Annotated in this window: 20 protein-coding genes and 1 pseudogene; 14 read left to right on the top strand and 7 right to left on the bottom strand. The window is 69.3% G+C overall.

Features of this window, described 5'->3' with window-relative positions:
- Window positions 1–5 precede the first annotated feature (5 nt).
- A complete protein-coding gene (locus tag LGR54_RS05065) occupies window positions 6–491 on the bottom strand; it encodes a tripartite tricarboxylate transporter TctB family protein (RefSeq protein ID WP_230360890.1) in 486 nt (161 codons plus the stop codon).
- A gap of 190 nt (window positions 492–681) precedes the next feature.
- Window positions 682–1,650: a tripartite tricarboxylate transporter substrate binding protein gene (locus LGR54_RS05070; RefSeq protein WP_230360891.1), complete on the bottom strand. Its 969-nt coding sequence runs from the start codon at window positions 1,648–1,650 to the stop codon at window positions 682–684.
- A 376-nt stretch (window positions 1,651–2,026) separates the two neighbouring features.
- On the opposite strand from LGR54_RS05070, the gene gor reads away from it, so the two are divergent.
- The 4 genes from gor to LGR54_RS05090 all read left to right on the top strand — a co-directional run bounded on the left by gor (window position 2,027) and on the right by LGR54_RS05090 (window position 8,276).
- Window positions 2,027–3,445, top strand: a complete 1,419-nt coding sequence (gor, locus tag LGR54_RS05075) for a glutathione-disulfide reductase (RefSeq protein WP_230360892.1) — start codon at window positions 2,027–2,029, stop codon at window positions 3,443–3,445.
- 424 nt (window positions 3,446–3,869) lie between these two features.
- A complete protein-coding gene (locus LGR54_RS05080; RefSeq protein WP_230360893.1) occupies window positions 3,870–5,255 on the top strand; it encodes a class II 3-deoxy-7-phosphoheptulonate synthase in 1,386 nt (461 codons plus the stop codon).
- 165 nt (window positions 5,256–5,420) lie between these two features.
- Window positions 5,421–6,539, top strand: a complete 1,119-nt coding sequence (locus LGR54_RS05085) for a hypothetical protein (RefSeq protein WP_230360894.1) — start codon at window positions 5,421–5,423, stop codon at window positions 6,537–6,539.
- Between the two features lie 126 nt (window positions 6,540–6,665).
- Window positions 6,666–8,276 carry an FAD-dependent monooxygenase gene (locus LGR54_RS05090; RefSeq protein ID WP_230360895.1) on the top strand — a complete coding sequence of 537 codons (1,611 nt, stop codon included), beginning with the start codon at window positions 6,666–6,668 and terminating at the stop codon, window positions 8,274–8,276.
- 209 nt (window positions 8,277–8,485) lie between these two features.
- On the opposite strand, the gene LGR54_RS05095 is transcribed toward LGR54_RS05090, so the two are convergent.
- Window positions 8,486–9,490: a zinc-binding alcohol dehydrogenase family protein gene (locus LGR54_RS05095; protein ID WP_230360896.1), complete on the bottom strand. Its 1,005-nt coding sequence runs from the start codon at window positions 9,488–9,490 to the stop codon at window positions 8,486–8,488.
- A gap of 167 nt (window positions 9,491–9,657) precedes the next feature.
- Between LGR54_RS05095 and LGR54_RS05100 the strand changes: the two genes are divergently transcribed.
- The 5 genes from LGR54_RS05100 (at window position 9,658) to LGR54_RS05120 (ending at window position 16,168) form a co-directional block, all read left to right on the top strand.
- A complete protein-coding gene (locus LGR54_RS05100) occupies window positions 9,658–10,011 on the top strand; it encodes a helix-turn-helix domain-containing protein (protein WP_230360897.1) in 354 nt (117 codons plus the stop codon).
- A gap of 180 nt (window positions 10,012–10,191) precedes the next feature.
- A complete protein-coding gene (locus LGR54_RS05105) occupies window positions 10,192–12,072 on the top strand; it encodes a rhamnan synthesis F family protein (RefSeq protein WP_230360898.1) in 1,881 nt (626 codons plus the stop codon).
- Between the two features lie 60 nt (window positions 12,073–12,132).
- Window positions 12,133–13,806, top strand: a complete 1,674-nt coding sequence (locus LGR54_RS05110) for an NAD+ synthase (RefSeq protein WP_230360899.1) — start codon at window positions 12,133–12,135, stop codon at window positions 13,804–13,806.
- A 188-nt stretch (window positions 13,807–13,994) separates the two neighbouring features.
- Window positions 13,995–14,768 (top strand): pentapeptide repeat-containing protein, encoded by a 774-nt coding sequence (locus LGR54_RS05115; protein WP_230360900.1) that lies wholly within the window; start codon window positions 13,995–13,997, stop codon window positions 14,766–14,768.
- 50 nt (window positions 14,769–14,818) lie between these two features.
- The gene (locus tag LGR54_RS05120; protein ID WP_230360901.1) at window positions 14,819–16,168 is read left to right on the top strand and encodes a glutamate--tRNA ligase; all 1,350 of its coding nucleotides are present in this window, start codon (window positions 14,819–14,821) and stop codon (window positions 16,166–16,168) included.
- A gap of 155 nt (window positions 16,169–16,323) precedes the next feature.
- Here LGR54_RS05120 and LGR54_RS05125 read toward each other — a convergent pair whose 3' ends face one another.
- Window positions 16,324–17,367: a DUF2865 domain-containing protein gene (locus LGR54_RS05125; RefSeq protein ID WP_230360902.1), complete on the bottom strand. Its 1,044-nt coding sequence runs from the start codon at window positions 17,365–17,367 to the stop codon at window positions 16,324–16,326.
- 237 nt (window positions 17,368–17,604) lie between these two features.
- Here LGR54_RS05125 and LGR54_RS05130 point away from each other — a divergent pair, with 237 nt between their 5' ends.
- The gene (locus tag LGR54_RS05130) at window positions 17,605–18,141 is read left to right on the top strand and encodes a CreA family protein (RefSeq protein WP_214009311.1); all 537 of its coding nucleotides are present in this window, start codon (window positions 17,605–17,607) and stop codon (window positions 18,139–18,141) included.
- A 101-nt stretch (window positions 18,142–18,242) separates the two neighbouring features.
- Here the strand turns inward: LGR54_RS05130 and LGR54_RS05135 are convergent, their stop codons facing one another.
- Complete coding sequence (locus LGR54_RS05135; RefSeq protein WP_230360903.1) at window positions 18,243–18,566, bottom strand: hypothetical protein; 324 nt, start codon at window positions 18,564–18,566, stop codon at window positions 18,243–18,245.
- 266 nt (window positions 18,567–18,832) lie between these two features.
- Between LGR54_RS05135 and cysS the strand changes: the two genes are divergently transcribed.
- The 3 genes and pseudogenes from cysS to LGR54_RS25975 all read left to right on the top strand — a co-directional run.
- Window positions 18,833–20,242: a cysteine--tRNA ligase gene (gene cysS / locus LGR54_RS05140; RefSeq protein WP_230360904.1), complete on the top strand. Its 1,410-nt coding sequence runs from the start codon at window positions 18,833–18,835 to the stop codon at window positions 20,240–20,242.
- Window positions 20,239–20,739 carry a GNAT family N-acetyltransferase gene (locus LGR54_RS05145; protein ID WP_230360905.1) on the top strand — a complete coding sequence of 167 codons (501 nt, stop codon included), beginning with the start codon at window positions 20,239–20,241 and terminating at the stop codon, window positions 20,737–20,739. Before cysS ends, LGR54_RS05145 begins: the two co-directional genes overlap by 4 nt.
- Window positions 20,740–20,845: 106 nt before the next feature.
- A pseudogene (locus tag LGR54_RS25975) lies at window positions 20,846–21,013 on the top strand (DUF2188 domain-containing protein); the annotation flags it as partial.
- Between the two features lie 100 nt (window positions 21,014–21,113).
- On the opposite strand, the gene LGR54_RS05150 reads toward LGR54_RS25975, so the two are convergent.
- Both LGR54_RS05150 and LGR54_RS05155 read right to left on the bottom strand, forming a co-directional pair.
- Entirely contained in the window at window positions 21,114–21,725 is a 612-nt protein-coding gene (locus LGR54_RS05150; protein WP_230360906.1) for a TIGR00730 family Rossman fold protein, read from the bottom strand.
- 79 nt (window positions 21,726–21,804) lie between these two features.
- Entirely contained in the window at window positions 21,805–22,752 is a 948-nt protein-coding gene (locus LGR54_RS05155; RefSeq protein WP_230360907.1) for a hypothetical protein, read from the bottom strand.
- Between the two features lie 230 nt (window positions 22,753–22,982).
- Between LGR54_RS05155 and LGR54_RS05160 the strand changes: the two genes are divergently transcribed.
- A complete protein-coding gene (locus tag LGR54_RS05160; protein ID WP_230360908.1) occupies window positions 22,983–23,483 on the top strand; it encodes a peptide deformylase in 501 nt (166 codons plus the stop codon).
- Window positions 23,484–23,541: the final 58 nt, after the last annotated feature.

Below are 23,541 nucleotides of genomic sequence, written 5' to 3' on the forward strand. Positions count from 1 at the left end.
GCTCCTCAGATCAGCCGCTCGAGGGGGCCGGCGGGCAGCGACAGCTGCAGGCCCTTGGCGAAGATGAGATAGATCACGAAGCAGATCGCCGCGCCGGCGAGGAAATGCGCCCAGATCGGCCCGCGCCCGAAGCCCTTGGCGGTGGCGGCGAACAGCCAGCCGGTGGCGATGGAGAAGCCGAGAAAGGGCAGCAGCACGATCTGCCCGACGAGGCCGGCGAGCACCCAGAAGATCGGACGGATCTCGTCGCGCGGCCGCTCCTCCTCGACGCCCTTCATCGCCTCCACCGCATTGGCGATGGCGAGCAGGCCGAGGCCGATGGCGATCAGGGTCGGGAAGGCCGCCGGTCCGACCGACGAATAGGAGGGGATCTGCGCCAGCCGCCAGGCTTCCCAGCCGATGACGGCGGCGAGCACGGCGAGCGCCAGCGCGATGACGAAGCGGGCCTTGTCCGGCTTCGAGCCGGAAGAGAGCGGGGTCGGGTCGGACATGAGGTGCCTCTGGGGTGTCTCGGATGGGACCGGACGGGTCGGGACGCGGGATGGCGCGGTTCGCCGAGGTGCCATTGACGTAAGGGACGGTGGCGTCGCCCTTTAAGGAAACGCCCGGACACTGGCGCGCCCGGGCGATAATGGATGGGAGGGAAGGGCGCCGTCCCCTACGTTAACGGCGCCCCCGGCCTCACTGCACCAGGCCGATTTCCTTCAGCACCGCGGCGGTGCTGGTGATGTCGGCGGCGAGCTGCTTCTCGAAGGCGTCGCCGGCGAGATAGGTGTCGGCCCATCCCTTCTGCTTCAGCATGTCGGTCCAGGCCTTGGACTTCGCCATCTTCTCCACGAGGTCGGAGAGCTCCTTCTTCTGCTCCGGGGTGATGCCGGGGGCAGCGGCGACCATGCGCCAATTCTGGATCTCGACGTCGACGCCGGACTCCTTGAAGGTCGGGACGTCCGGGGCGTCGGGCAGGCGCTGGGCGCTGGACACGCCGAGGATGCGCAGCTTGCCGGCCTTGGCCTGGGCGTCGAACTCGGACAGGCTGGAAATGCCGGCCGTGACCTTGCCGCCGAGGATGGAGGCGAGCGATTCGCCGCCGCCGGAGAAGGCGATGTAGTTGAGCTTCTTCGGGTCGCCGCCGATCGCCTTCAGGATCAGGCCGGCCGCGATGTGATCGGTGCCGCCCGCCGAGCCGCCGGCCCAGGAGACCTTGGCCGGATCGGCCTTCAGCGCCGCGACGAGGTCGGCCATCGACTTCAGCGGCGAATTCGCCGGCACCGCGATGGCCTCGAACTCGCCGGTGAGGCGGGCGATGGGGGTCACCTGATCGAGCGTGACCGGCGACTTGTTGGTGAGGATGGCGCCGACCATCACATAGCCGCCGACGATCAGCGCATGGGGGTCGCCCTTGGAGGCGTTGACGAACTGCGCGAGGCCGATGGTGCCGCCGGCGCCGGGCACGTTCAGCACCTGCACGTTGGACACCAGCTTGTCGGTCTGCAGCACGTGCTGCATCGAGCGCGCGGTCTGGTCCCAACCGCCGCCGGGCGCGGCCGGCGCCATGATCTTGAGTTCCGTCACCTCGGCCTGCGCGCCGACGAACGGGATGCAACTGGCGAGCGCGGCGGCGACGATGGCCCCGCGGAGCATCTTGGTCATTGGTTTCCTCCAGTGGATGGCGACATTGTTGGACCGGATGGCGCCATTGCGTATCGCGTGCAAGCTAGTGCGCAGCTTGAAACCTGTCGAGTTCCACGAAAGAACGAACAAGACACTGATGTTGCACTGCAAAATCATCGGATGCGCTGCGGAAGCGGCGGGCGGACGCCCCGGAAGGCACGTCGTTCCTCTACGGGCGCCGGCGGGGTGATGCGAGGGCGTGCGAGGTGCCCGCGCGGCCGTCGCCGCCCCGTTTCGCGGGTATGGCAGGGCTGCGCCGGGCGCCCAATGGCTTGACGCGGCGCGGGCGCGGGGCGACATGGCGGGCAGGGCACCGCATCGTGCGGTGTCCGCGCCATCAGCCGGGAGCTCCGCCATGTCCAGCTACGACGTCGATCTGTTCGTGATCGGGGCGGGCTCCGGCGGTACGCGCGCGGCCCGCATCGCCGCCGGCTATGGCGCGAAGGTGATGGTCGCCGAGGAATATCGCGTCGGCGGCACCTGCGTGATCCGCGGCTGCGTGCCGAAGAAGCTGTTCGTCTACGCCTCGCGCTTCGCGCACGAATTCGAGGACGCCGCCGGATTCGGCTGGAGCATCGCCGGCACCAGCTTCGACTGGCCGACGCTGGTCGCCAACAAGGACAAGGAAATCGCGCGGCTGGAAGGCGCCTATCGCGCCAATCTCGGCCGCTCCGGGGTCGAGATCGTCGCCCAGCGCGCCACCGTCGAGGGGCCGCACGCGGTGCGGCTCGCCGACGGCACGCGGCTGACGGCGAAGTACATCCTGATCGCCACAGGCGGCCATCCCAATCTCGGCCCGGCCATACCCGGCCGCGAGCTCGCCATCACCTCCAACGAGGCGTTCCATCTGGAGCGGCTGCCGGACAGCATCGTCATTCAGGGCGCCGGCTATATCGCGCTGGAATTCGCCTGCCTGTTCGCCGGCCTCGGCGTGACGGTGACGGTGGTGCATCGCGGCGCGCGCCTGCTGCGCGAATTCGACGAGGAGGTCGCCCAGCGGCTCGAAGCGGAGATGCGGGCGAACGGCATCGCCATCGAGCTCGGCGTCACTATCGACGCTATCCGCGCCGAGGCCGGGGCCAAGCGGGTGAGCCTGTCGGACGGGCGGGAGATCCTCGCCGGCGAGGTGATGCTCGCCATCGGCCGCCAGCCCAACACCGCCGGCCTCGGGCTGGAGAATGCCGACGTCGCGCTCGCCGCCAACGGCGCCATCAAGGTGGATGCCGGCTCGCGCACCAATGTGCCGTCGATCTACGCGGTGGGCGACGTCACCGACCGGCTGCAACTGACTCCGGTGGCGATCCGCGAGGGCCACGCCTTCGCCGACACCGTGTTCGGCGACAAGCCGTGGACGGTGGACCATTCGCTGGTGGCGACGGCGGTGTTCACCGAGCCGGAGATCGGCGTGGTCGGCCTCACCGAGGCGGAAGCGCGGGCGAAGGGCTACCGACTCGACATCTACAAGACCGATTTCCGCCCGATGAAGGCGACGCTGTCCGGCCGCGCCACCCGCACCTTCATGAAGCTGGTGGTCGACCAGAAGACCGACCGGGTGCTCGGCGTGCACCTGATCGGCGAGGCGTCGGCGGAGATGATCCAGATCGTCGGCATCGTGCTCGCCATGGGCGGCACCAAGGCGGATTTTGACCGCACCATCGCGCTGCACCCGAGCGCGGCGGAGGAACTGGTGACGATGCGCACCAAGCACGCCTCCAGCGACGAACCGGAAAGCCAGCTGCCCGAGCAGTCGGCGGAATCGACTCCGGCGATCTGAGGTAGGTCCCTCTCCCTGCACAGGACCCGGCTGGAGCCGGGTTCTGCACTCGCCGCCATTAACATTGGGATTGCCCCGATATTGATGGCGAAGGGTGGGGCGAGGGCTCCGTGCTTCCCAATGTCGCCGCCCCTCACCGACCCGTTGCGCGGGCCGCCTCTCCGCCTTGGCCGGATGCTTCCGGCTAAGCCTTTGCGGGAACAGAACCCGGCAATAGCCGAGGTCTGACGGAGAGAGGGTGGGAAAGGGGATATACTGGCTCTTCCCGTCGGGTGACGGTGGGGAAGAGTTCGCGGGCGCCGCTGCAATCCTGCTGCGGCGCTGGCGCTCTGGCGCTTTCCGCGGCCTTGGGTGTATAAGGCCGGCCTTTTCCGCGCGGGAAGGAGACAACAAGCCGCGCGACGCTGCCGATGAGGAGGCAATCATGTCTGAACGCTGGACGCCGGATAGCTGGAGGGCCAAGCCCATTCAGCAGGTGCCGGACTATCCGAACGCCGAGGCCCTGGCCGCGGTGGAGCGTCAGCTTGCCTCGTTTCCGCCGCTGGTTTTTGCAGGTGAGGCCCGCCGCCTGAAGCGCGAGCTCGGCAAGGTGGCCAAGGGCGAGGCGTTCCTGCTCCAGGGCGGCGACTGCGCCGAGAGCTTCGCCGAGCATTCGGCCGACAACATCCGCGATTTCTTCCGCGTCTTCCTGCAGATGGCGGTGGTGCTGACCTATGCCGGCGCCTCCCCCGTGGTGAAGGTCGGGCGTATCGCCGGTCAGTTCGCCAAGCCGCGCTCGGCGCCGATGGAGACCATCGGGGGCGTGGAGCTGCCGTCCTATCGCGGCGACATCGTGAACGACATCGAGTTCACGCCGGAAGGGCGCATCCCCGATCCGCGTCGTCAGGTCGAGGCGTACCGCCAGTCGGCGGCGACGCTGAACCTGTTGCGCGCCTTCGCGAATGGCGGCTACGCCAACCTCGCCAATGCGCACACCTGGATGCTGGGCTTCGTGAAGGATTCGCCGCAGTCCGGCCGCTACCAGGCGCTGACCGACCGCATCACCGAGGCGCTCGACTTCATGCGCGCCATCGGCATCGACCCGGAAGTGCATCCGGAGATGCGCTCGACCGATTTCTTCACCAGCCACGAGGCGCTGCTGCTCGGCTACGAGCAGGCCCTCACCCGCGTGGATTCCACCACCGGCGACTGGTACGCCACCTCCGGCCACATGATCTGGATCGGCGACCGCACTCGCCAGCCGGATCATGCGCATCTGGAATATGCCCGTGGCGTGAAGAACCCGGTCGGCCTGAAGTGCGGCCCGTCGCTGAAGCCGGATGACCTCATCCGCCTCATCGACCAGCTGAACCCGGACGACGAGGCCGGACGGCTGACGCTGATCGCCCGCTTCGGCGCCGACAAGGTGGGCGACCACCTGCCGGGGCTGGTGCGCGCGGTGCAGCGCGAGGGCCGCACGGTGGTGTGGTCGTGCGATCCCATGCACGGCAACACCGTCAAGGCGGCGTCCGGCTACAAGACGCGCCCGTTCGACCAGATCCTCTCCGAGGTGAAGGACTTCTTCTCCGTGCACGCGGCCGAAGGCACCTATGCCGGCGGCGTGCATCTGGAGATGACCGGCAAGAACGTCACCGAGTGCACCGGCGGCGCCCGGGCGATCTCCGATGCCGACCTGAAGGATCGCTACCACACCTATTGCGATCCGCGGCTCAACGCCGAGCAGGCCATCGAGATGGCCTTCCTCGTCGCCGAGCTGCTGAAGCAGGAGCGTTCCCGCCGCGTCCGCCCGGTCACCCAGGCGGCCGAATAGGGCGCCGGCGCGCATCATTCCCATGCGAGGCCGACGCTGGCCTTGCAGGCGTGATGCGGCGGTACATTGATCCGCCACGTGAAGAGACGATAATCGGACGGCGGACGGGGACCCCCTCGTCCGCCGTCTTGCGTTTCGTTCGCCTGAGCGTCCAGGAGGATCATCGTGCTTCACATCGACCTGCCGAGCCGGAACGACGTCGAGAAACTCGCCCAGTATCAGGGCGCCCCCGCGGTCTCCCTTTATCTGGCGACCACGCCGCTGACGGAACACGTCAAGGGCGACCGCATCGAGCTCAAGAACCTGCTCAAGGAAGCGGTGGCCCAGCTTCAGGCCGCCGGCACCGAGAAGCGGTCGATCTGGCCGATCGAGGAGCACGTCAACGCGCTCATCGAGAACGACGATTTCTGGGTCTACCAGGCGAACAGCCTCGCCATCTTCGCCACGCCGTCGGCGTTCTACAGCTTCCGCCTGCCCAACAAGCTGTCCAACACCGTGGAAGTGTCGGACCGCTTCCACCTGAAGCCGCTGCTGCGGGCGCTGACCTTCCCGCACCATGCCTATGTGCTCGCCCTCAGCGTCGGCGCGGTGCGGCTGATCGAGGTGACCGCCGACCTGCCGCCGCGCGTCGTCTCGGTGCCCGGCCTGCCGCGCGACGCGGCGAGCGCGCTCGGCCGCTCGACCCATCTCGACAAGGACGGCCCGGGGCGCTCGGGCGAGGAGACCAGCGAGCACGCGCTGCTGCTGCGCTACGCCCGCGCCGTCGACCATGCGCTGCGCCCGCTGCTGAAGGGCGAGAGCGCGCCGCTGATCGTCGCCGCCACCGAGCCGATGGCCTCGATCTACCGCAGCGCGTCGAGCTATCCCTATGTCGCCGAACAGGTGCTGGCCGGCAATGCCGACCACATCACCGACGCCGTGCTGGCCGCCGAGGCCCGCAAGGTGCTCGACCAGATCTATGCGCAGGAGATCGCGGCGCTGAAGGAGCTGTTCGAGGCGCGCGCCGTGCAGGGGCGGGCGACCGCCGACATCGCCCAGGCCGCCCGCGCCGCCACCTTCGGCGCCGTCGACACGCTGATCGTCGACATGGACGTGACGGTGTCCGGCCATGTCGATGCCGACGGCAAGGTCGCGTTCGATGCGACGCCGGACGCCGCCAATTACGGCATTGGCGACGAGATCGTCCGCCGGGTGTTGCAGGCCGGCGGGAGGGTGATCGCGGCGCGGCGCGACGACGTCCCGCTCAGCGCCGACGTCGCGGCGATCCTGCGCTACCCGCTCTGATGCTGCCGCGGCGGGCGGCGGGTGGGAGATCGCCTCGCCGTCCGCCGTCCGGCATCGCCGATCCGCGCGGAGGACACGGCCATGAGTGATGGAGCCATGAGCGACACGGCCACGAATGATGGGGCCATGAACGATGCCGTCATCAATGACATCCTGATCGTCGGCGCCGGGCCGGTGGGGTTGACCCTTGCCGCCGTGCTGGCGCGCCACGGCGTGCGGGCGCGGATGGTCGACAAGCTGCCCGCCCCCTCGCCCTATTGCCGCGCGATCGGCATCACCCCGCGCACGCTGGAGGTGATGGACGATCTCGGCCTTGCCGGCGCGCTGGTCGAGGCCGGCATATGGCTCGACGGGCTGCGCACCTATATCCATGGCTCTCCGGCGCGCGAGACCGAGAACGACTTTTCCGATCTGCCCTATGCCCAGCTCGGCGTCCCGCAATACGCGACCGAGCGCCTGCTCGCCGGGCATCTCGCCGATCTCGGCATCCCTATCGAGCGCGGGGTGGAGCTGACCGGGCTGAAGCCGGACGGCGAGGGCGTCGAGGCAAGTTTCGCCGACGGGTCTTCCGCGCGTTTCGCCTATGTCGTCGGCTGTGACGGCGCCCATAGCGCGGCGCGGCGGGCGCTCGGCATCGCCTTCGAGGGCGAGGCCTGGCCGATGGAATTCATGCTCGGCGATGTCCACATCGACTGGGACTTGCCGCCCGGGCGGGGCCTGCCGCGCGGGCGGGCGCTGTTCGCGCTGCGCCCGATTCCCGAGGCGCCGCCGGACCTGTTCGTCGCCATTCCGCTGCCGGAGCGCGGGCGCTACCGCGTCTCGATGGTCGCGCCGGAGCGGCTCGGCGCGCCGGGGCAGGGCACCGGCCACGGCATCCAGATCGACCGGCCGGGTGCGACGCTCGACGATTTGCAGGAAGTGGCCGACCGGCTGCTGCCGGAGCCGCCGACATTGTCCGACCTGCGCTGGTCGTCGATCTTCCGCATCTCCATGCGGCTCGCCGCGCGCTATGGCAGCGGGCGGGTGTTCATCGCCGGCGACGCCTGCCACATCCATCCGCCGACCGGCGGGCAGGGGATGAACACCGGCATCCAGGACGCCTATAATCTCGGCTGGAAGCTGGCGGCGGTGGCGCGCGGCGAGGCCGGGCCGGCTTTGCTCGCCAGCTATGAGGCCGAGCGGCGGCCGGTGGCCGAGGCGGTGATCGCCCGCACCGTCGAGCAGTCGCTGAATTTCGGCCGGCCGCGACCGCCCGAGGATCGGCTGGCCGATACCCAGCTGCTGGTGAACTATCGCGGCGGTCCGCTCAGCGTCGGCGGCGCGGTCGGCCCGGTGGAGCCCGGCGACCGGCTGCCGGAGGTGCAGGGCCTGCGCCGGCACGGGCTCGGCTTCCCGCTGCGCCTCGCCGATGCGGTACGCGGACCGGACATCGTGCTGCTCGTCGCGGTGCGGGGCGGCGAGGTTTTGGCGCTGGAGGCGCTGGCGGCGCGGCTGCGCGTCACGGTGCGGGCGCCGCTCCGGGTGGTGGCGGTGGCGCCCGGCGACGCGGTGCTGGAAGCGCCGCCGGGAGTGAGCCTGTTCTACGACGCGGCCGGCATGTTCGCCGCCGCCTTCGGCCCGGCACCGGCGGCGCTGATCGTCCGGCCAGACAAATATGTCGGCTGGGCGGGTGCGGCGGGCGATGCCGAGGGCATGCTGGACTACCTCACCGGCGTGCTCGGGCTGGTGGCGGAGTGAGAGAGCCGCTGCTGCCTCCGCCGGAGGCAGACGCGTTTTCCTCTCGCCACTGGGATTAGGCGGCCCGCGACGCGTGGCGGCGAAGGGCGACGCTAACGGTCGAAGACCCTTCCCCCTCTCCCTGTCGAGGAGAGGGGGAATCCTCACCTGCTACCGTCAGGCCCGGTCATGAGGGTGTTCCTGACGTGGACGGGTAAGCGGGCGCGCCCTCACCAGCCTTCCAGCACGATCTTGCCGATGGCGCGACCGCTCTCCAGCGCCGCATGGGCGCGCTTGAGGTTCTCCGCCGTGATCGGCCCGTAATTGGCGCCGAGCGTGGTCTTCACCTGCCCGGCGTCGACCAGCCGCGCCACCTCGTCGAGCAGAGCGTGCTGGGCGATCATGTCCGGCGTGCCGAACAGCGGCCGGGCGAACATGAATTCCCAATGCAGCGAGGCGCTCTTCTGCTTCAGCAGGCGGACGTCGATGAGGTCGGGATCGTCGATCAGCGCCACCTGGCCCTGCGGCTTCAGCGCCTTGACGATCTCCGGCCAGTGCGTGTCGGTGCCGGTGAGGCTGAACACGTGGTCGGCGCCGTCGAAGCCAGCTTTCGCCAGTTCCTCGGACAGCGGCCTGGTGTGATCGATCACCGCGTGGGCGCCGAGCTTTTCCAGCCATTCCCGGCTCTCCGGCCGCGAGGCGGTGCCGACTACGGTGAGCCCGGTCAGCTGGCGGGCGAACTGCACGGCGAGCGAGCCGACGCCGCCGGCGGCACCGATGATCAGCAGCGTGCCGGTGCTGTCGCGCGTGAGGCGCAGCCGGTCGAACAGCGCCTCCCAGGCGGTGATGGCGGTGAGCGGCAGCGCCGCCGCCTCGGCAAAGCCGAGCGAGGCCGGCATGTGGCCGACGATGCGCTCGTCGACCAGATGGAACGGCGCGTTGGTGCCGGGCCGGTTGATGGCACCGGCGTAGAACACCTTGTCGCCCGGCTTGAACAGCGTCACCTCGGCGCCGACCGTCTCGACGATTCCGGCGGCGTCCCAGCCGAGGATCACCGGCTCGGCGGCGGTGCCGGTGCGGCGCATCCGCACCTTGGTGTCGACCGGATTGACGGCGATCGCCTTCACCGCAACCTTGAGGTCGCGCGGGCCGGGCGTCGGTTCCGGCGTGTCGAAGGCGAAGAGCGCGCGCTCCTCGGAGATGGGCAGCGAGTCGATGTAGCCGATGGCCTTCATAACGTGTCTCCCGCGCTTTCGCGCCATGATGCGGATCGGCAGCGAATGTCGGCAAGGCGGCGGGATCCTGCAAGAACGCACGAAATTGTCGGCTGGTATCGAAAATGTAAGCCCCTTACGCCGCTCCAAGCCGCACCCTACATTCCGCCGGTCGGACGGAGCGGACCATGGCAAGGCGGCACAGTAATTACACGCGCGGCACCGGCTGCCCGGTTGAGGCGGCGCTGGAGATCATCGGCGCCAAGTGGAAGGGCGGGGTGATCTATCACCTGCTGGAGGGCGAGCTGCGCTTCATGGAAGTGCAGCGGCGCATGCCGACCGTGTCGCCGCGCATCCTCTCCAAGGCGCTGCGCGAGCTGGAGGCTGACGGCGTGATCGACCGCACGGTCTATCCCACCGTGCCGCCGCAGGTCGGCTACCGGCTCACCCCGGAGGGTGAGGCGCTGCGCGCGGCGGTGCTGAGCCTGCGCGAATGGGGTGCGCGGCGCACGCCGCCGGTATGCGCCCTCGCCGCCGAATAGGGCGGGCGGCACTTCGTCCGTCCGCGCGGGGCGGTTCCGGCCATAGCGGGGCCGCGATCCGGTGCTATGGCATTGCCCGGATGGCTTTGTTAGAACGAATCCACGATGTTTCCCGGCCATCGCCCGTCGCGGCGGAAGCGCCGGCGACATGTCGCGTGTGAGGATGTTCCGGGTGGGTTCATGACGGCAGCGGAGCAACCCGGCGGGGCGTGGCAGCCGGCGCGCCGGTCCTATGCGCAGCTCAAGCAACGCAGCAAGGCGAAGAGCTGGGTGAACCGCCTCGCCCGCCGCGCCGGTGGGCTGGTCCGGCCGCTGCTGTTCGATGCCGATGCGCCGCGCGGCCTGTTGCGGGCACTGCTGTTCGACGCCTATCGCCAGCCGCGCGCGCCGTTCGGCAAGGCGGTGTTCGACCGGCATGGCAATCCGCGCCGGGCCTTCGCCGGCTGGATGGCGGGGGCGGATGACGAGTTGCGGCCCCTCGTCGGGGATCTGGCCTTTCCCGAGCTGCCGGCGAACGAGCGCATCATTCTGGTGCTGCTGCCGCCTCGTGAGGTCGCCGCGCGCGCGGCGTTGCTCACCGAGCTGTCCGCGCGGGCGACGCTCCTCGTTTTGCTGACCGAGGCCGGGGTGGCACCCGAGCTGCCGGATGGCGCGGCGGCGATGTGGTTGCCGGCGCCGGCGGTGTCGCGTCGTGTGTTTCTCAAGGCGCTGGCGCAGCGGCTGGCGGCCTATGCGCCGGCCTATGCCGTGGTCGGCGGCGCGGAAGCCGCCGAACTCGCTGCCGCTCTCGAACAGCGCAACGTGCCGGTGGTGGCGCTCGCTGCGGCGGCCGAGGCCTATCGGCGGCAACCGGCTGAACTCGGCACGCTGGTCGGGCAGGCCAGCGCGGTGGTGCTGCCCTCGCCGGCGGAGCGGGCGGCGGCATTGAGCCTGCTGCCGTCGCTGGAGGGTCGCGTGGGCGTCCAGGCGCCGGCGGCGGGAGAGGCGCTGGCGCCGTTGGTCGACCGGCTCGGTTCGGCGGCGGCGGCGCGAGTCGAGGCCGAGATCGCGCTGGTGCGCTCGGCCGATCGCGGCCGGCTCACCCTCGATGCGGCGGCGCTGCGGGAGAGCATCCGCGCCTGGCGGCGCGAGCGGCTGACGCCGGTGGCGCTCGGCGCCAACAAGCCGCGTCGCCCCTATGCCGGCTTCCACCCGCTGATCTATGCCGAGGCGCATGCCGGTGCCTGCCTCGCCGAGCGCCGCTACCCGCTGGCGCACTGGATCGAGCAGGGCCAGCCGGCTGGGCCGTGGGCGCAGCCGGTCATCGGCCCGCCGACGGGTGCCCTGGCGCCGACGGCGCTGAAGGTGATGCTGCACAGCCATTTCCACTATGTCGATCTGGCGCCGGAATTCTTCGGGCGGCTGGCCCGCAACGCCGCCCGGCCCGACCTGTTCCTGACCACCGGCAGCGCCGAGAAGGCCCGGCTGCTGGAACGCGCGGCGGCCGGCTATGCAGGCCGCGTCGAGATCCTGCAGGTGCCCAATCGCGGGCGCGATGCCGGGCCGTTCTTCACCGGGCTTCGGGAGTCGCTGCTGAGCGGCGGCTACGATGTCGCCGTCCACGTCCACGGCAAGAAGAGCGAGACCAGCCGCACCCGGATCGGCGATGGCTGGCGCGACTTCCTGTGGGAGAACACGCTCGGCGGCCAACATGCCATGCTCGACGCCACGCTGGCCGCCTTCGCCGCCGACCCGCGTCTCGGTCTCGCCTATCCCGACGACCCGCATCTGGTCGGATGGGCGCGTAACCGCCGGGCGGCCGAACTTCTGTGCCGCGACATGGGCATTACCGAGGAGCTGACGACTTTCGTCGAGTTCCCGATCGGCAACATGTTCACGGCGCGGCCGGCGGCGCTCGCCCCGATCCTCGACCTCGACCTGCAATGGACGGACTATCCCCCCGAGCCGCTCGCCGATGACGGCACGGTGATTCACGGGCTGGAGCGGTTGATGCCGGCGATCGCCCGCAAGGCCGGCTATGGCGTGGCCAGCATCCATGTGCCGGGTACCAGCTGGGACTGAGGCGCCTCGCTGCGTCAGCAGCATTTCCCAAATGCGGCGGGGCTGCTAAATCAACGCATCATGTCCAGCGCCCCCGTCGACCAGCTTCTCATCGCCTTCGCCCAGCTCAATCCGATCGTCGGCGACGTCGCCGGCAATCTGGAGAAGGCGCGCGCCGCCCGAGCCCTCGCGGCCGAGCAGGGCGCCGACCTGATCCTGTTCACCGAGCTGTTCATTTCCGGTTATCCGCCGGAAGACCTGGTGCTGAAACCCGCTTTCCAGGCCGCCTGCCGCAAGGCGGTGGAGACGCTGGCCGCCGACACCATCGACGGCGGGCCGGCGGTGCTGGTCGGCTCGCCCTGGGTCGAAGGCGGCAAGCTCTACAACGCGGTGGCGCTGCTGGAAGAAGGGCGGATCGCCACGCTGCGCTACAAGGTCGACTTGCCCAATTACGGGACCTTCGACGAGAAGCGCATCTTCGCCGCCGGGCCGATGCCGGGGCCGATTCCGTTCCGGGGCGTGCGGCTCGGCGTGCCGGTGTGCGAGGACATCTGGACGCCGGATGTCGTCGAATGCCTCTCGGAGACCGGCGCCGAGATCCTGCTGGTGCCGAACGGCTCGCCCTATCGCCGTTCCGTCTATGACGAGCGCACGAACATCGCCGTCGCCCGCGTGGTCGAGAGCGGGCTGCCGCTCGCCTATGTCAACCAGCTGGGCGGACAGGACGAACTGGTGTTCGATGGCGGCTCCTTCGTGCTGAATGCCGACCGCTCGCTCGCCATCCAGTTCCCCAATTTCCAGGAGCGGGTGCGCATCACCCGCTGGGAACGCTGGGCCGATGGCTGGCGCTGCGAGGAGGGCGCGCGCGCCCCGCTCGTCACCGGCGACGAGGCGGATTACGCCGCCTGCGTGATGGGCCTGCGCGACTATGTGGAGAAGAACCGCTTCCCCGGCGTCGTGCTCGGCCTGTCGGGCGGCGTCGATTCGGCGCTGGTGGCGGCGATGGCGGTGGACGCGCTCGGCGCCGACAGGGTGCATTGCGTGATGCTGCCCTATCGCTTCACCTCCAACGAGTCGCTGTCCGATGCGTCCGCCGTGGCTGAGGCGCTGGGCTGCCGCTACGACATCGTGCCGATCGCCGAGGCGGTGGAGGGGCTGGAGGCCTGCCTCAAGCCGCTCTTCGCCGGCACCGAGCGCGGCATCACCGAGGAGAACCTCCAGTCGCGCGCCCGCGGCACCATCCTGATGTCGGTGTCGAACAAGTTCGGCTCGATGGTGGTGACCACCGGCAACAAGTCGGAGATGTCGGCCGGCTACGCGACGCTCTATGGCGACATGAACGGCGGCTACAATCCGTTGAAGGATTTGTACAAGACGCAGGTGTTCCGCCTCTGCCACCTGCGCAATGTCTGGAAGCCGGCGGGCGCGCTCGGCCCGGATGGGCGGGTGATGCCGGACAACGTCATCATCAAGCCGCCGACCGCCGAGCTGCGCGAGAACCAGAAGGACCAGGACAGCCTGCCGCCCTATGAGGTGCTGGACGCCATCCTCGAAGGGCTGGTGGAGAAGGAACTGCCGGTCGCCGAGATCGCCGCGCAGGGTTTCGATGCGGCGCTGGTGGCGCGGGTGGAGCGCATGCTGAACCTCGCCGAATACAAGCGCCGGCAGGCGGCGCCGGGGGTGAAGATCACCCCGCGCAATTTCGGCCGCGACCGCCGCTACCCGATCACCAACCGGTTCCGCGAGACCGCGTAGCGCCTCGCGCTGGCCCTTGCCGGCGCAGCGTCTTCTGCCGGTCCTTGCCGCAGTCGTGATGCGCCGGCCCGGTCCGTCGGTGGTATCACTGGCGCAGGCTGTGGTTTGCGAGGGCTGCCGTCGACGTGCGGCGGCCCGGAGCCGGGCGGAGGCGCGCTGTGAAGGCGGCGAGGACGATCGGGTTCGCGATGCTGCTGGCCGGAAGCCTCGGCCTCGCGCCGGCCGCGGCGCAGGACATGCTGCGTCATCTCGACCTGACTTCGCCGCAGATGACGACGGCCGAGATGAGCCGCGCCGACGTCGAGGCGCTGGTCGCGGCGGCACAGCCGGGCAAACCTGTCGATCTCGCGGGGCGGCGGCTCAACGGCCTCGATCTGTCCGGCCTCGACCTGACCGGGGCGAATTTCCGCGCCGCGCTGCTCAACGGCGTCAATCTCTCCGGCGCGCGGCTCGACGGCGCGGTGTTCGATCAGGCGTGGATGCTGAAGGCCGACCTCTCCGGCGCCAGCCTGAAGAAGGCCGGCCTGTTCGGCACGCAGGCGCAGGACAGCCGGCTCGCCGGTGCCGATCTCTCCGGCGCCCGCATCGCCGGCGATCTCTCTCGCGCCGACCTTCGCGGGGCCAATCTCTCCGGTGCCGATTTCAGCGCCGACATGCGCAACCAGTCCATGGGGCTGATGCGCGGCGTGCTGAACTCGGCCAATCTCGAGGGCGCTAGTCTCGCAGGCGCCAATTTGTCCCGCGCCCAGCTCCGCTATGCCAATCTGCGGGGTGCCGATCTGGCGGGGGCCTCGTTGGTCGGCATGGATGCCGCCGGTGCCGACCTCACCGGCGCCAATGTGGCCGGCGCCGACTTCAGCAATGCGGATGTCGATTCGGTGCGGCTGATCGGCCTTGTCGGCCTCGCGGCGGCGAAGAATCTGGATGCCGCCCGTAATCTCGGCCTTTCCATCCGCCAGTGACGGAAAGGCCCGGTTGTAAGCCGGCCCGGCCTCGGCGATAAGCCTGCTCCATGACCCGCGCTCCTGTTCTCCGCTTCGCCCCGTCGCCGACCGGCCTGCTGCATGTCGGCAATGCCCGCAGCGCGCTCTACAACGCGCTGTTCGCCCGGCGAGAGGGCGGCACCTTCATCCTGCGCTACGACGACACCGACACCGCGCGCTCGACGCGCGAATTCGCCGAGGCGATCGCGCAGGACATGGCGTGGTTCGGCATCGCGCCGGATCGCGTCGAGCGGCAGTCGGAACGGCTCGCGCTCTACGACGCCGCCGCCGAGCGACTGCGGGCGGAAGGACGCCTCTACCCGGCCTACGAGACCGAGGAGGAACTGGAGACCCGCCGGCTCTCGCGCCGCCGGCGCGGCCTGCCGCCGGTCTATGACCGTGCGGCGCTGAAGCTCACGGCCGAGGACCGCGCCCGCCTGGAGGCGGAAGGGCGGCGCCCGCACTGGCGCTTCCGGCTGGAGGGGCGCCCGGTGGCGTGGGACGACCTGGTGCGCGGGCGCCAGAGCATCGATTCGTCCGGCCTGTCCGACCCGGTGCTGGTGCGGGCCGACGGTTCCTATCTCTACACCTTCACCTCGGTGGTCGACGACATCGACATGGGGATCACCCATGTCATTCGCGGCGAGGACCACGTCACCAACACCGCGGTGCAGATCGAGATCATCGAGGCGCTGGGCGGCGCGGTGCCGGCCTTCGGCCATCACAATTTGCTCACCCTGCCGAGCGGCGAGGGGCTGTCGAAGCGGCTCGGCCATCTCTCGCTGCAGGCGCTGCGCGAGGATGGGCAGGAGGCGCTGGCGGTGGCGGCACTCGCCTTGTTCACCGGCACTTCGTTGGCGGTGGAGCCGGCGGCCGATCTCGCCGCGCTCGCCGCCCGCATCGACCTCGCCGCGATCTCCCGCGCGCCGGCGCGCTTCGACCCGGCCGATCTCGCGGCGCTCACCGCCGGCACGCTGCATGTGCTGCCCTTCGCGGCGGTGGAGGCGCGGCTCGCCGCGCTCGGCATCGGCGGCGGCGAGGCGTTCTGGCTGGCGGTGCGCGGCAATCTGGCGACGCTGAAGGACGCGGCGCTGTGGTGGCGGGTGGTCGAGGGACCGATCGCGCCGGTCATCGCCGGCGAGGATGCCGGCTTCCTCGCGCAGGCGGCCGAGCTGCTGCCGCCGGGGCCGTGGGGCGAGGAAGTCTATGCCGACTGGCTGGCCGCTCTCAAGCCGGCGTCGGGCCGCAAGGGGCGGGCGCTGTTCCATCCGTTGCGCACGGCGCTGACCGGCGCCGAGAGCGGGCCGGAGCTCAAGGCGCTGCTGCCGCTGATCGGCCGGGAGAGGGCGTCCGCCCGCCTCAGGGGCGAGGCCGCCTGACGGCTTGCCTCCCCCTTGTGGGGATTGTCAGTTCTTTCAGGACCCAGACGGAGCGGCCGGAGCCGCTGCGATTTGGGGCAACAGACGGAGGCGGCCGGAGCCGCTCCGTGATCGTCGACGCGTGGCGGTGAGCGATCCGCGCCGCCCTCGTCCGGCTATTGCGCCGGCACCACCGGCTGCTGCTGCTGTTGCGGCTGCGTCCGGGGACGCGGCGTCGCCGGCGCGGCGGCCGGCGTGGCCGGGCGCGGCTGCGCCATCTCGCGCGAGGCGTCCTCGGTCACCACGATATCGCCCTTGCGCAGCGTCGGATCGGTCTCGCTCGACAGCGCCTGCGCCCAGCTCTGGCCGGCCGGACGGCAGGAGCAGGCCTGCGAGTACTGCTTCTTGTACAGCAGCGCATTGGGCAGCGACATGTAGGTCTGGCCGCTGACGCTGACCGCGTTCTCGATGTCCTCGCCCGAGTTGCGATAAACGTAGAGCCGCGCCTCGGTGCCGGGGCACTGGCGCTGGCACTGGGCCTCGTCCGAGGCGAAATTGTTGGCGTTGGTGCTGTAGGAGATCGGGAAGAAGAACCCGTCGCACGTGCGCACGCAGACGGTGCGGTAGTTCGACGATTTCGGCGTCTCCATCTCCAGCGGCTGGGCATCCATCGACGGCGCCTCGTCGGTTTCCGCGTCTTGGCGCGGAATGCCGAACAGCTGCTCGAAGAAATTGCGCGGCCGCGCCGGCGCCGCCGCGCGCGACTCGCCGAGCGCGGCCTGATATTGCGGGCCGCAATTGTTCTGGGCGAGGGCGGTGATCAGCTGCCGGCGCTGCTGGTCGTTGCCGCTGCGCTGGCTGCGTGCGTCGATCATGGTGCGGTCGAGCGCCGAGCGGGCCTGGGCGAGCCGGCGGTTCAATCCGTCGCATTGCGGCGGCAGCTGCGGCTGGAAGATGAGGAAGCCGCGCTTGTCGCAGCCGAGCTGGCGGACCTGCGCGCTGAGATTGGCGACGTCCTGCTGCTGCTGGGCGATGGCCGGGCCGAGATCGCGCTGGCCGCCGCCGCCGCGGTCGAGCTGGGCGAGCTGCCCCTCCAGCCGGACGCAGATGCCGGCATCCTGCGCCATGGCCGAGCCGGCGCTCAAAATCATGAGGGCGAGCGCGGTGAGGGAGGAGCGCATGGCGGGGGCGCGCGAAAGGCCGGCACTGGCGGTCGTCATTGGTCGGTACTGTCCTGCGCGTTCAGTGCCGCGCGAAACGGGCGCGCGACTCCATAAGGTTCCTGTACCAAGCACGGCGAGATTGGCCAAAGTTTGAACCCGTATCCGACCGACAAGGCAACCCCGCGGTCACAAGTTCCACCTGATGGCCCCTCTACCGGAGCGGGGTACCGGCGCGTTGCATGCGCCGCAACACCCCCCATATCACGCTCGCCCCGTTGTTGGAGACACAAGTCGATGACCATCCGCCGTTTGCGTGCCCTGCTTCCCGTCCTCGCGCTCGGCCTCGCGGCCGTGCTGGCGCCGGGCCTCGGCGGCATCGCGCGGGCCGACGGCCCCGATCTGATTTTCAGGAAGTCGACGGTGTGGAAGTTCCTCACCCCGGACGACAAGCTCGCCACCTATGCCATTGACGATCCGATGGTGGAGGGCGTCGCCTGCTACTACACCGTGCCGGAAAAGGGCGGCGTCTCCGGCATGCTCGGTGTCGCCGAGGAAGTGTCGGACATCTCCATCGCCTGCCGGCAGGTGGGGCCGATCGCCTTCAAGGGCAAGTTCGAGCAGGGCGACGTGGTCTATCGCGAGAGCCGGTCGCTGATCTTCAAGAAGATGCAGATCGTGCGCGGCTGCGACGTGAAGCGCAACGTGCTGGTGTATCTGGTCTATTCCGACAAGCTGATCGACGGCAGCCCGAAGAACTCCACCACCAGCGTGCCCGTGATGCCGTGGGGTGCGCAGACGGAGGCGCCGCGCTGCGCCGACTTCGTGCGCTAGTGGCGCAAAAGCAATAGTCGGAGGAAAAATGTAAAAAGGCCGGTCGATGCCGGCCTTTTTCAGCGGAGAGGCAGAGCCTCTTCAGGGAAGGCGAGGGGGCGTCAGCGGCAGGTGATGGCGACGGTGTCGCGGCAGGAGCCGCCGGTGCAGGTGGTCTGCGCCGTCTTGGCGGCGACGGAGACGCGCAGCGCGTCGCTGGTCACCTTGCCGAAGCTCACCGCGCGCTCATAGTCGTGCACCCGGCACCAGGCGTCGGCGATGGCCTGGCCGCAGGTACCGCCATTGGCGACGCAGGTGTCGACGCCATAGCCGTCGGACATGTCGACGACGAAGATCTTGTCGTCTCCCTGAGCCATGGCAAGCGCCGGCAGAAGCGTCGGGACGGCGGCGGAAAGGGCGGCGGCGAACAGGAGGGGACGGAGCATCGATGCGGCGCGCATGGCAGGGTACTTTTGCGGGAGGCTCGCCGACAGCGAGCAGACGCCGCAGCAGACGACAAAAAGCTTAAGCCGACGCTAAAGTTCCACGGTGGACCGCGCGTCGGCACCGGCGGCTGGATAGACGCGGGGCCTCCGGCTCGTCAACCGGCCATCGCCGCGAAGCGGTACGGCCTTGACGTCGCCGTGCAAACGGAACAAGAGGCGCGGCCTCCGTGCAACAGTGGCCGGGGGATCTGAGGGAAGGCGAACATATGTCGGCAGTTTCGGGAGCGGACATTTCGGGCACAGTGCTGCCCGAGCTCAAGCTCTACAACACGCTCACGCGCCAGCGCGAAGCCTTCGCGCCGCTCGATCCCAAGCTCGTGCGCATGTATGTGTGCGGACCGACCGTCTACGACCTCGCCCATATCGGCAATGCGCGCCCGGTGATCGTGTTCGATCTCGTCTACCGGCTGCTGCGCCACCTCTACGGGCCGTCGCACGTCAAATATGTGCGCAACATCACCGACGTCGACGACAAGATCAACGCGCGCGCGGCGCAGGAATATCCCGGGCTCGACCTCAACGAGGCGATCGCCAAGGTGACCTTCTCCACCGAGGCGCAGTTCCACGACGACCTCGAGGCATTGGGCGTCCTGCACCCGGATGTCGAGCCGCGCGCGACCGAGCACATCGCCGAGATGCGCGACCTCATCGAGCGCCTCGTCGCCTCCGGCCACGCCTATGTCGCCGAGGACCACGTGCTGTTCTCGGTGCCCTCCATGCCCGACTATGGCCGGCTGTCGAACCGCCCGCTGGAGGACATGATCGCCGGCGCCCGCGTCGACGTCGCGCCCTACAAGCGCGACGCGATGGACTTCGTGCTGTGGAAGCCGTCCAAGGCCGGCGAGCCGGGCTGGCCCTCGCCCTCCGGCATCGGTGTGCCCGGCCGTCCCGGCTGGCACATCGAGTGCTCGGCGATGAGCTGGAAGCATCTCGGCGAGACCTTCGACATCCATGGCGGCGGCATCGACCTCGTCTTCCCGCACCATGAGAACGAGCTGGCGCAGTCGCGCTGCGCCTTCCACACCGGCGTGATGGCCAAGCTGTGGATGCATAACGGCTTCCTGCAGGTGGAAGGCGAGAAGATGTCGAAGTCGCTCGGCAACTTCGTCACCATCCGCGACCTGCTGGCCGACTGGCCGGGCGACGTGCTGCGCCTCAACATGCTGAAGACCCATTACCGCCAGCCGATCGACTGGACGGTGAAGGGGCTTGAGGAGAGCGCCCGCACGCTGGAGCAGTGGTTCGACATCGCCACGACGGAGGCGCATCCGCGCCCGGCGCCGGCGGTGCTGGAGGCGCTGTGCGACGACCTCAACACGCCCAAGGCCATCGCCGAGATGCACGCGCTGAAGGACCATGCCGGCAAGAAGGCGCTGGCCGGCACGCTGGCCTTCCTGGGCTTCGAGCCCGCGCGTCTCGCGGCGTGGAGCGCGGCGCACGCGCCGGTTCTGGCGATCTCCGAGCCGGAGATCGAGGCGCGCATCGCCGAGCGGATCGCCGCCCGGCGCAACCGCGACTTCGCCGCCTCCGACCGCATCCGCGACGAATTGCTGGCGCAGGGCGTGGCGCTGAAGGATAATAAGGACGGTTCCACTACTTGGGAGGCCAAGCGTTGAGCGACACGCCTGCCGCTGGCCTGCGGCCTTTCCTGCCCAGCGACACGCCGGCTCTTGCCGCGCTCATCGCCGAGTCGATCTTCGAGCTGACCGGCGACGACTATGACGATGAACAGCAGGAAGCCTGGGCGGCCGCGGCGGCCGACGAGGAGATGCTGGCGCCGCGCCTCGCCCGTGCGCTGACGCTGGTGGCCGAGCGCGACGGCGAGCCGGTGGGCTTCATCGCGCTCGCCGACAACAAGGTGATCGACCTGCTTTATGTGCGCCCGGACGTCGCCGGCGAGGGTGTCGGGGCGCAGCTGCTCGACGCGGCCGAGCGGCTGGCGGCGGCGCGTGGCGCCAAGAGCCTCACGGCGGATGCCAGCGACACCGCGCTCGGCTTCTTCCAGAAGCAGGGCTATGTGCCGACGAGCCGTAACACCGTGCCGCGCGGCACGGTCTGGCTCGGCAATACCACGGTGGAGAAGCAGTTGGCGGGCGGGCCCGCCGGCCGCTGAACGGCGCACCGGTCGATGAGATCGGCCGCGGGCCTGCCGGGCGGCAGGTCTGCTCCTGATATGTTCTGATCCCTATGGGGGGCTGATGAGCAAAGATCAGGATCGCATGGTCTATCGCGACGCCGAGGGCGATTGGGTCGACAAGCGCAGCGATGCGGAGCGAGCATCGAGCGTGCATCGGGCGCAGGCCGAAGCGGAAGCCGCCGCGCGCGGGATGTTCTCCCGACAGGGCGGCGTCGAACTCACCCTGAAGGGAACCGACGGCCTCATCCGCAGCAAGGATACGCTTGCTCCCGGCAAGGATCCCGCTTCCGCCGCGCGACAGCGAGCACTGACTCCGCTGGCGGCGTTCGCGACGCCGGCGGGTCGCCACCCTACATGCGGTCGAGCACCTGTTCGGCGGCCTCGCCGTGCAGTTCGGCTTCCGGCACGTTGGACAGCGCGGTGGCGAGCTTCGGCATCACCGCGCGCACATTATGGGCGACCAGCATGCGGATCGGCCGGCCGACATTGACGAAGCCGCTCGACTGCATGTGATCGAACAGTCGCAGCAGCGGATCCCAGAAGCCGGCGATGTTGAGCACCATCACCGGCTTGCGGTGACGGTTGAGCTGCACCCAGGTGAGCTGCTCGACCAGTTCCTCCAGCGTGCCGATGCCGCCCGGCAGCGCGAGGAAGGCGTCGGCCCGCTCGAACATCAGCCGCTTGCGCTCATGCATGTCGCGGGTGACGATCAGCTCGTGGGCGTATTCGAAGGCCTGTTCCTTGCCGATCAGGAAGTCGGGGATGATGCCGGTGACATGGCCGCCAGCCTCGGCGCAGGCGCGCGCGGTCGCTCCCATCAGCCCGACGCCGCCGCCGCCATAGATGAGGCGGATGTTCTCCTGCGCGAGCAGGCGCCCCAGCTCCAGGGCGGCTTCGAGATAGATGGGTTCGTCCCCGCTGGCCGCCCCGCAATAAACGCATAAGCTCTTGATCTTGGTCATGCCGCCATGATGCAGCGCAGCGCGGGGCCGTCAAGCGGCAGCGCGGGGCGCGGGGACAGGGACGGGACGGCGCCGGGGATCAGAACTCGACGCCGAGCTTTAGCAGCAGCTGGTGCTTCTCGTGGCTGATGAGATCGAGATTGCCCTCGCCCTCCGAGGCGGAGCCGACGATCTGGTAGGAATAGGCCGCCTTGAAGTAGGCCGCCTTGCCGAGCTGGGTGTAGAGGCTGGGGCCGAGATAGAGCGCGCCGCCCTCGAAACTGTCGAGCCCGGCGCCCTCGAAGCCGGCGAGATAGCGCAGTTCGCCGCCGAGGAAGAAGCCGGGCGCCGCCTGCCAGCTCAGCGCGCCGGAGATTTCCAGCCCGCTTTCCTTGTCGCTGCCGGCCCATTCCGGCTCATAGGCGAGGTTGATGGCGCCGAACAGCGTCTCCGACATGATCTCCCGGTCGATCAGCAGCCGGATCGGCAGGCCGAATCCGTCGACGCGCGCGCCGGAATCGTCGTCGAAGCGGCTCCATTCCGGCTCGATGGCGAGGGTGAGGCCGACCGGCGAGTGCTCCCAGCTGAGCAGGCGGTACTTGATCTCCGCCGACAGCCCGTTGAAGCCGCCGCCGCTGGTGTCGTCGAGATCCTCGATATTGCTGATGTCGGCGTTGGCGAAGGAGGCGCTCACCCCGATGGTCAGGTTGCGGGTGAAGCCGTACTCGTATTCCAGCTCACCTTCCCAGGCGTGGTAGGTCGAGGAGGCGTCGCTGTCCTCCGCCGCCCGGTTGAAGCGGCCGACCGCCGAGATCGACAGTTCCTGCTCGCCGCGATCATTGGTGTCCGAGCCCTCGGTGAAGCCGAAGATGTTCTCGGTATCGATCTCGTAACCCGCATCGCCCGCCGAGGCGGGCGGCGTACCCGGCAGGTCCGCCGCCCGCGCCGGAAGCGTCGCCAGCCCGAGAAAGCCGGCGCAGAGGCACGCGGAAGCGAGGAGCGGCGCGCGGTGGGATTTGCGCGCGGTCGGGTGGCGGGATGTGGGCACGACTTCCTCCGGTTTTATGAATTTACCGAAGGATATGAATGAGTCTTCTTTTTGTAAACGGATGAATACTGTATTCGATAGTTTATTATCTTCTTAATCTAATAATAGATTTAGTAACGGCTGTGTATTTAACTTACGTAACGTCATCTGCCTCGATGCGGCGGTGGGAGGCGGCGCGGAATCGTGGCATCGATGTCGCCTTACGTTCGTGCAGTGATTCACGTGGTGTCATGACAACTCGCCCTCTCGTAATGTTCCCGGACCGCCGCCTGAGCGCGGTCGCGGCGCCGGTGACGGCCTTCGACGACGCGCTGCGCACGCTGGCGCTCGACCTCGTCGACACGCTGCGGGCGGCGCCGGGCATCGGCATCACCGCCGCCCATGTCGGCGTGCCGCTGCGGGTGGTGGTGCTGGAGCTGCCGGACGACCCGGAACCGAGCCTCTACGTCAATCCGGAGCTGGTCTGGGTGTCCGAGGAGACCGAGCGCCACGCCGAGGGCAGCGTCTCCATGCCCGGCGCCACCGAGGAGATCGAGCGGCCGGCGCGGGTGCGGCTGCGCTATCAGGATATCGACGGCACCATGCATGAGGAGGAGACCGGCGGGCTGCGCGCCGTGTGTCACCAGCATGAGATCGACCAGCTCGACGGCATCTTCTGGCTGCAGCGTCTGTCGCGGCTCAAGCGGGAGCGGGTGATCAAGCGCTACGGGAAGAGCCGGAGGGCGGGCTAGCCGAGCCATCCGTCCGGGCGCCTTCCGGTGTCGGCCACTTTCGCGTGGCCGGCCGGCT

The sequence above is a fragment of the Ancylobacter sp. Lp-2 genome, from assembly GCF_020523795.1.
Lineage (GTDB): Bacteria > Pseudomonadota > Alphaproteobacteria > Rhizobiales > Xanthobacteraceae > Ancylobacter.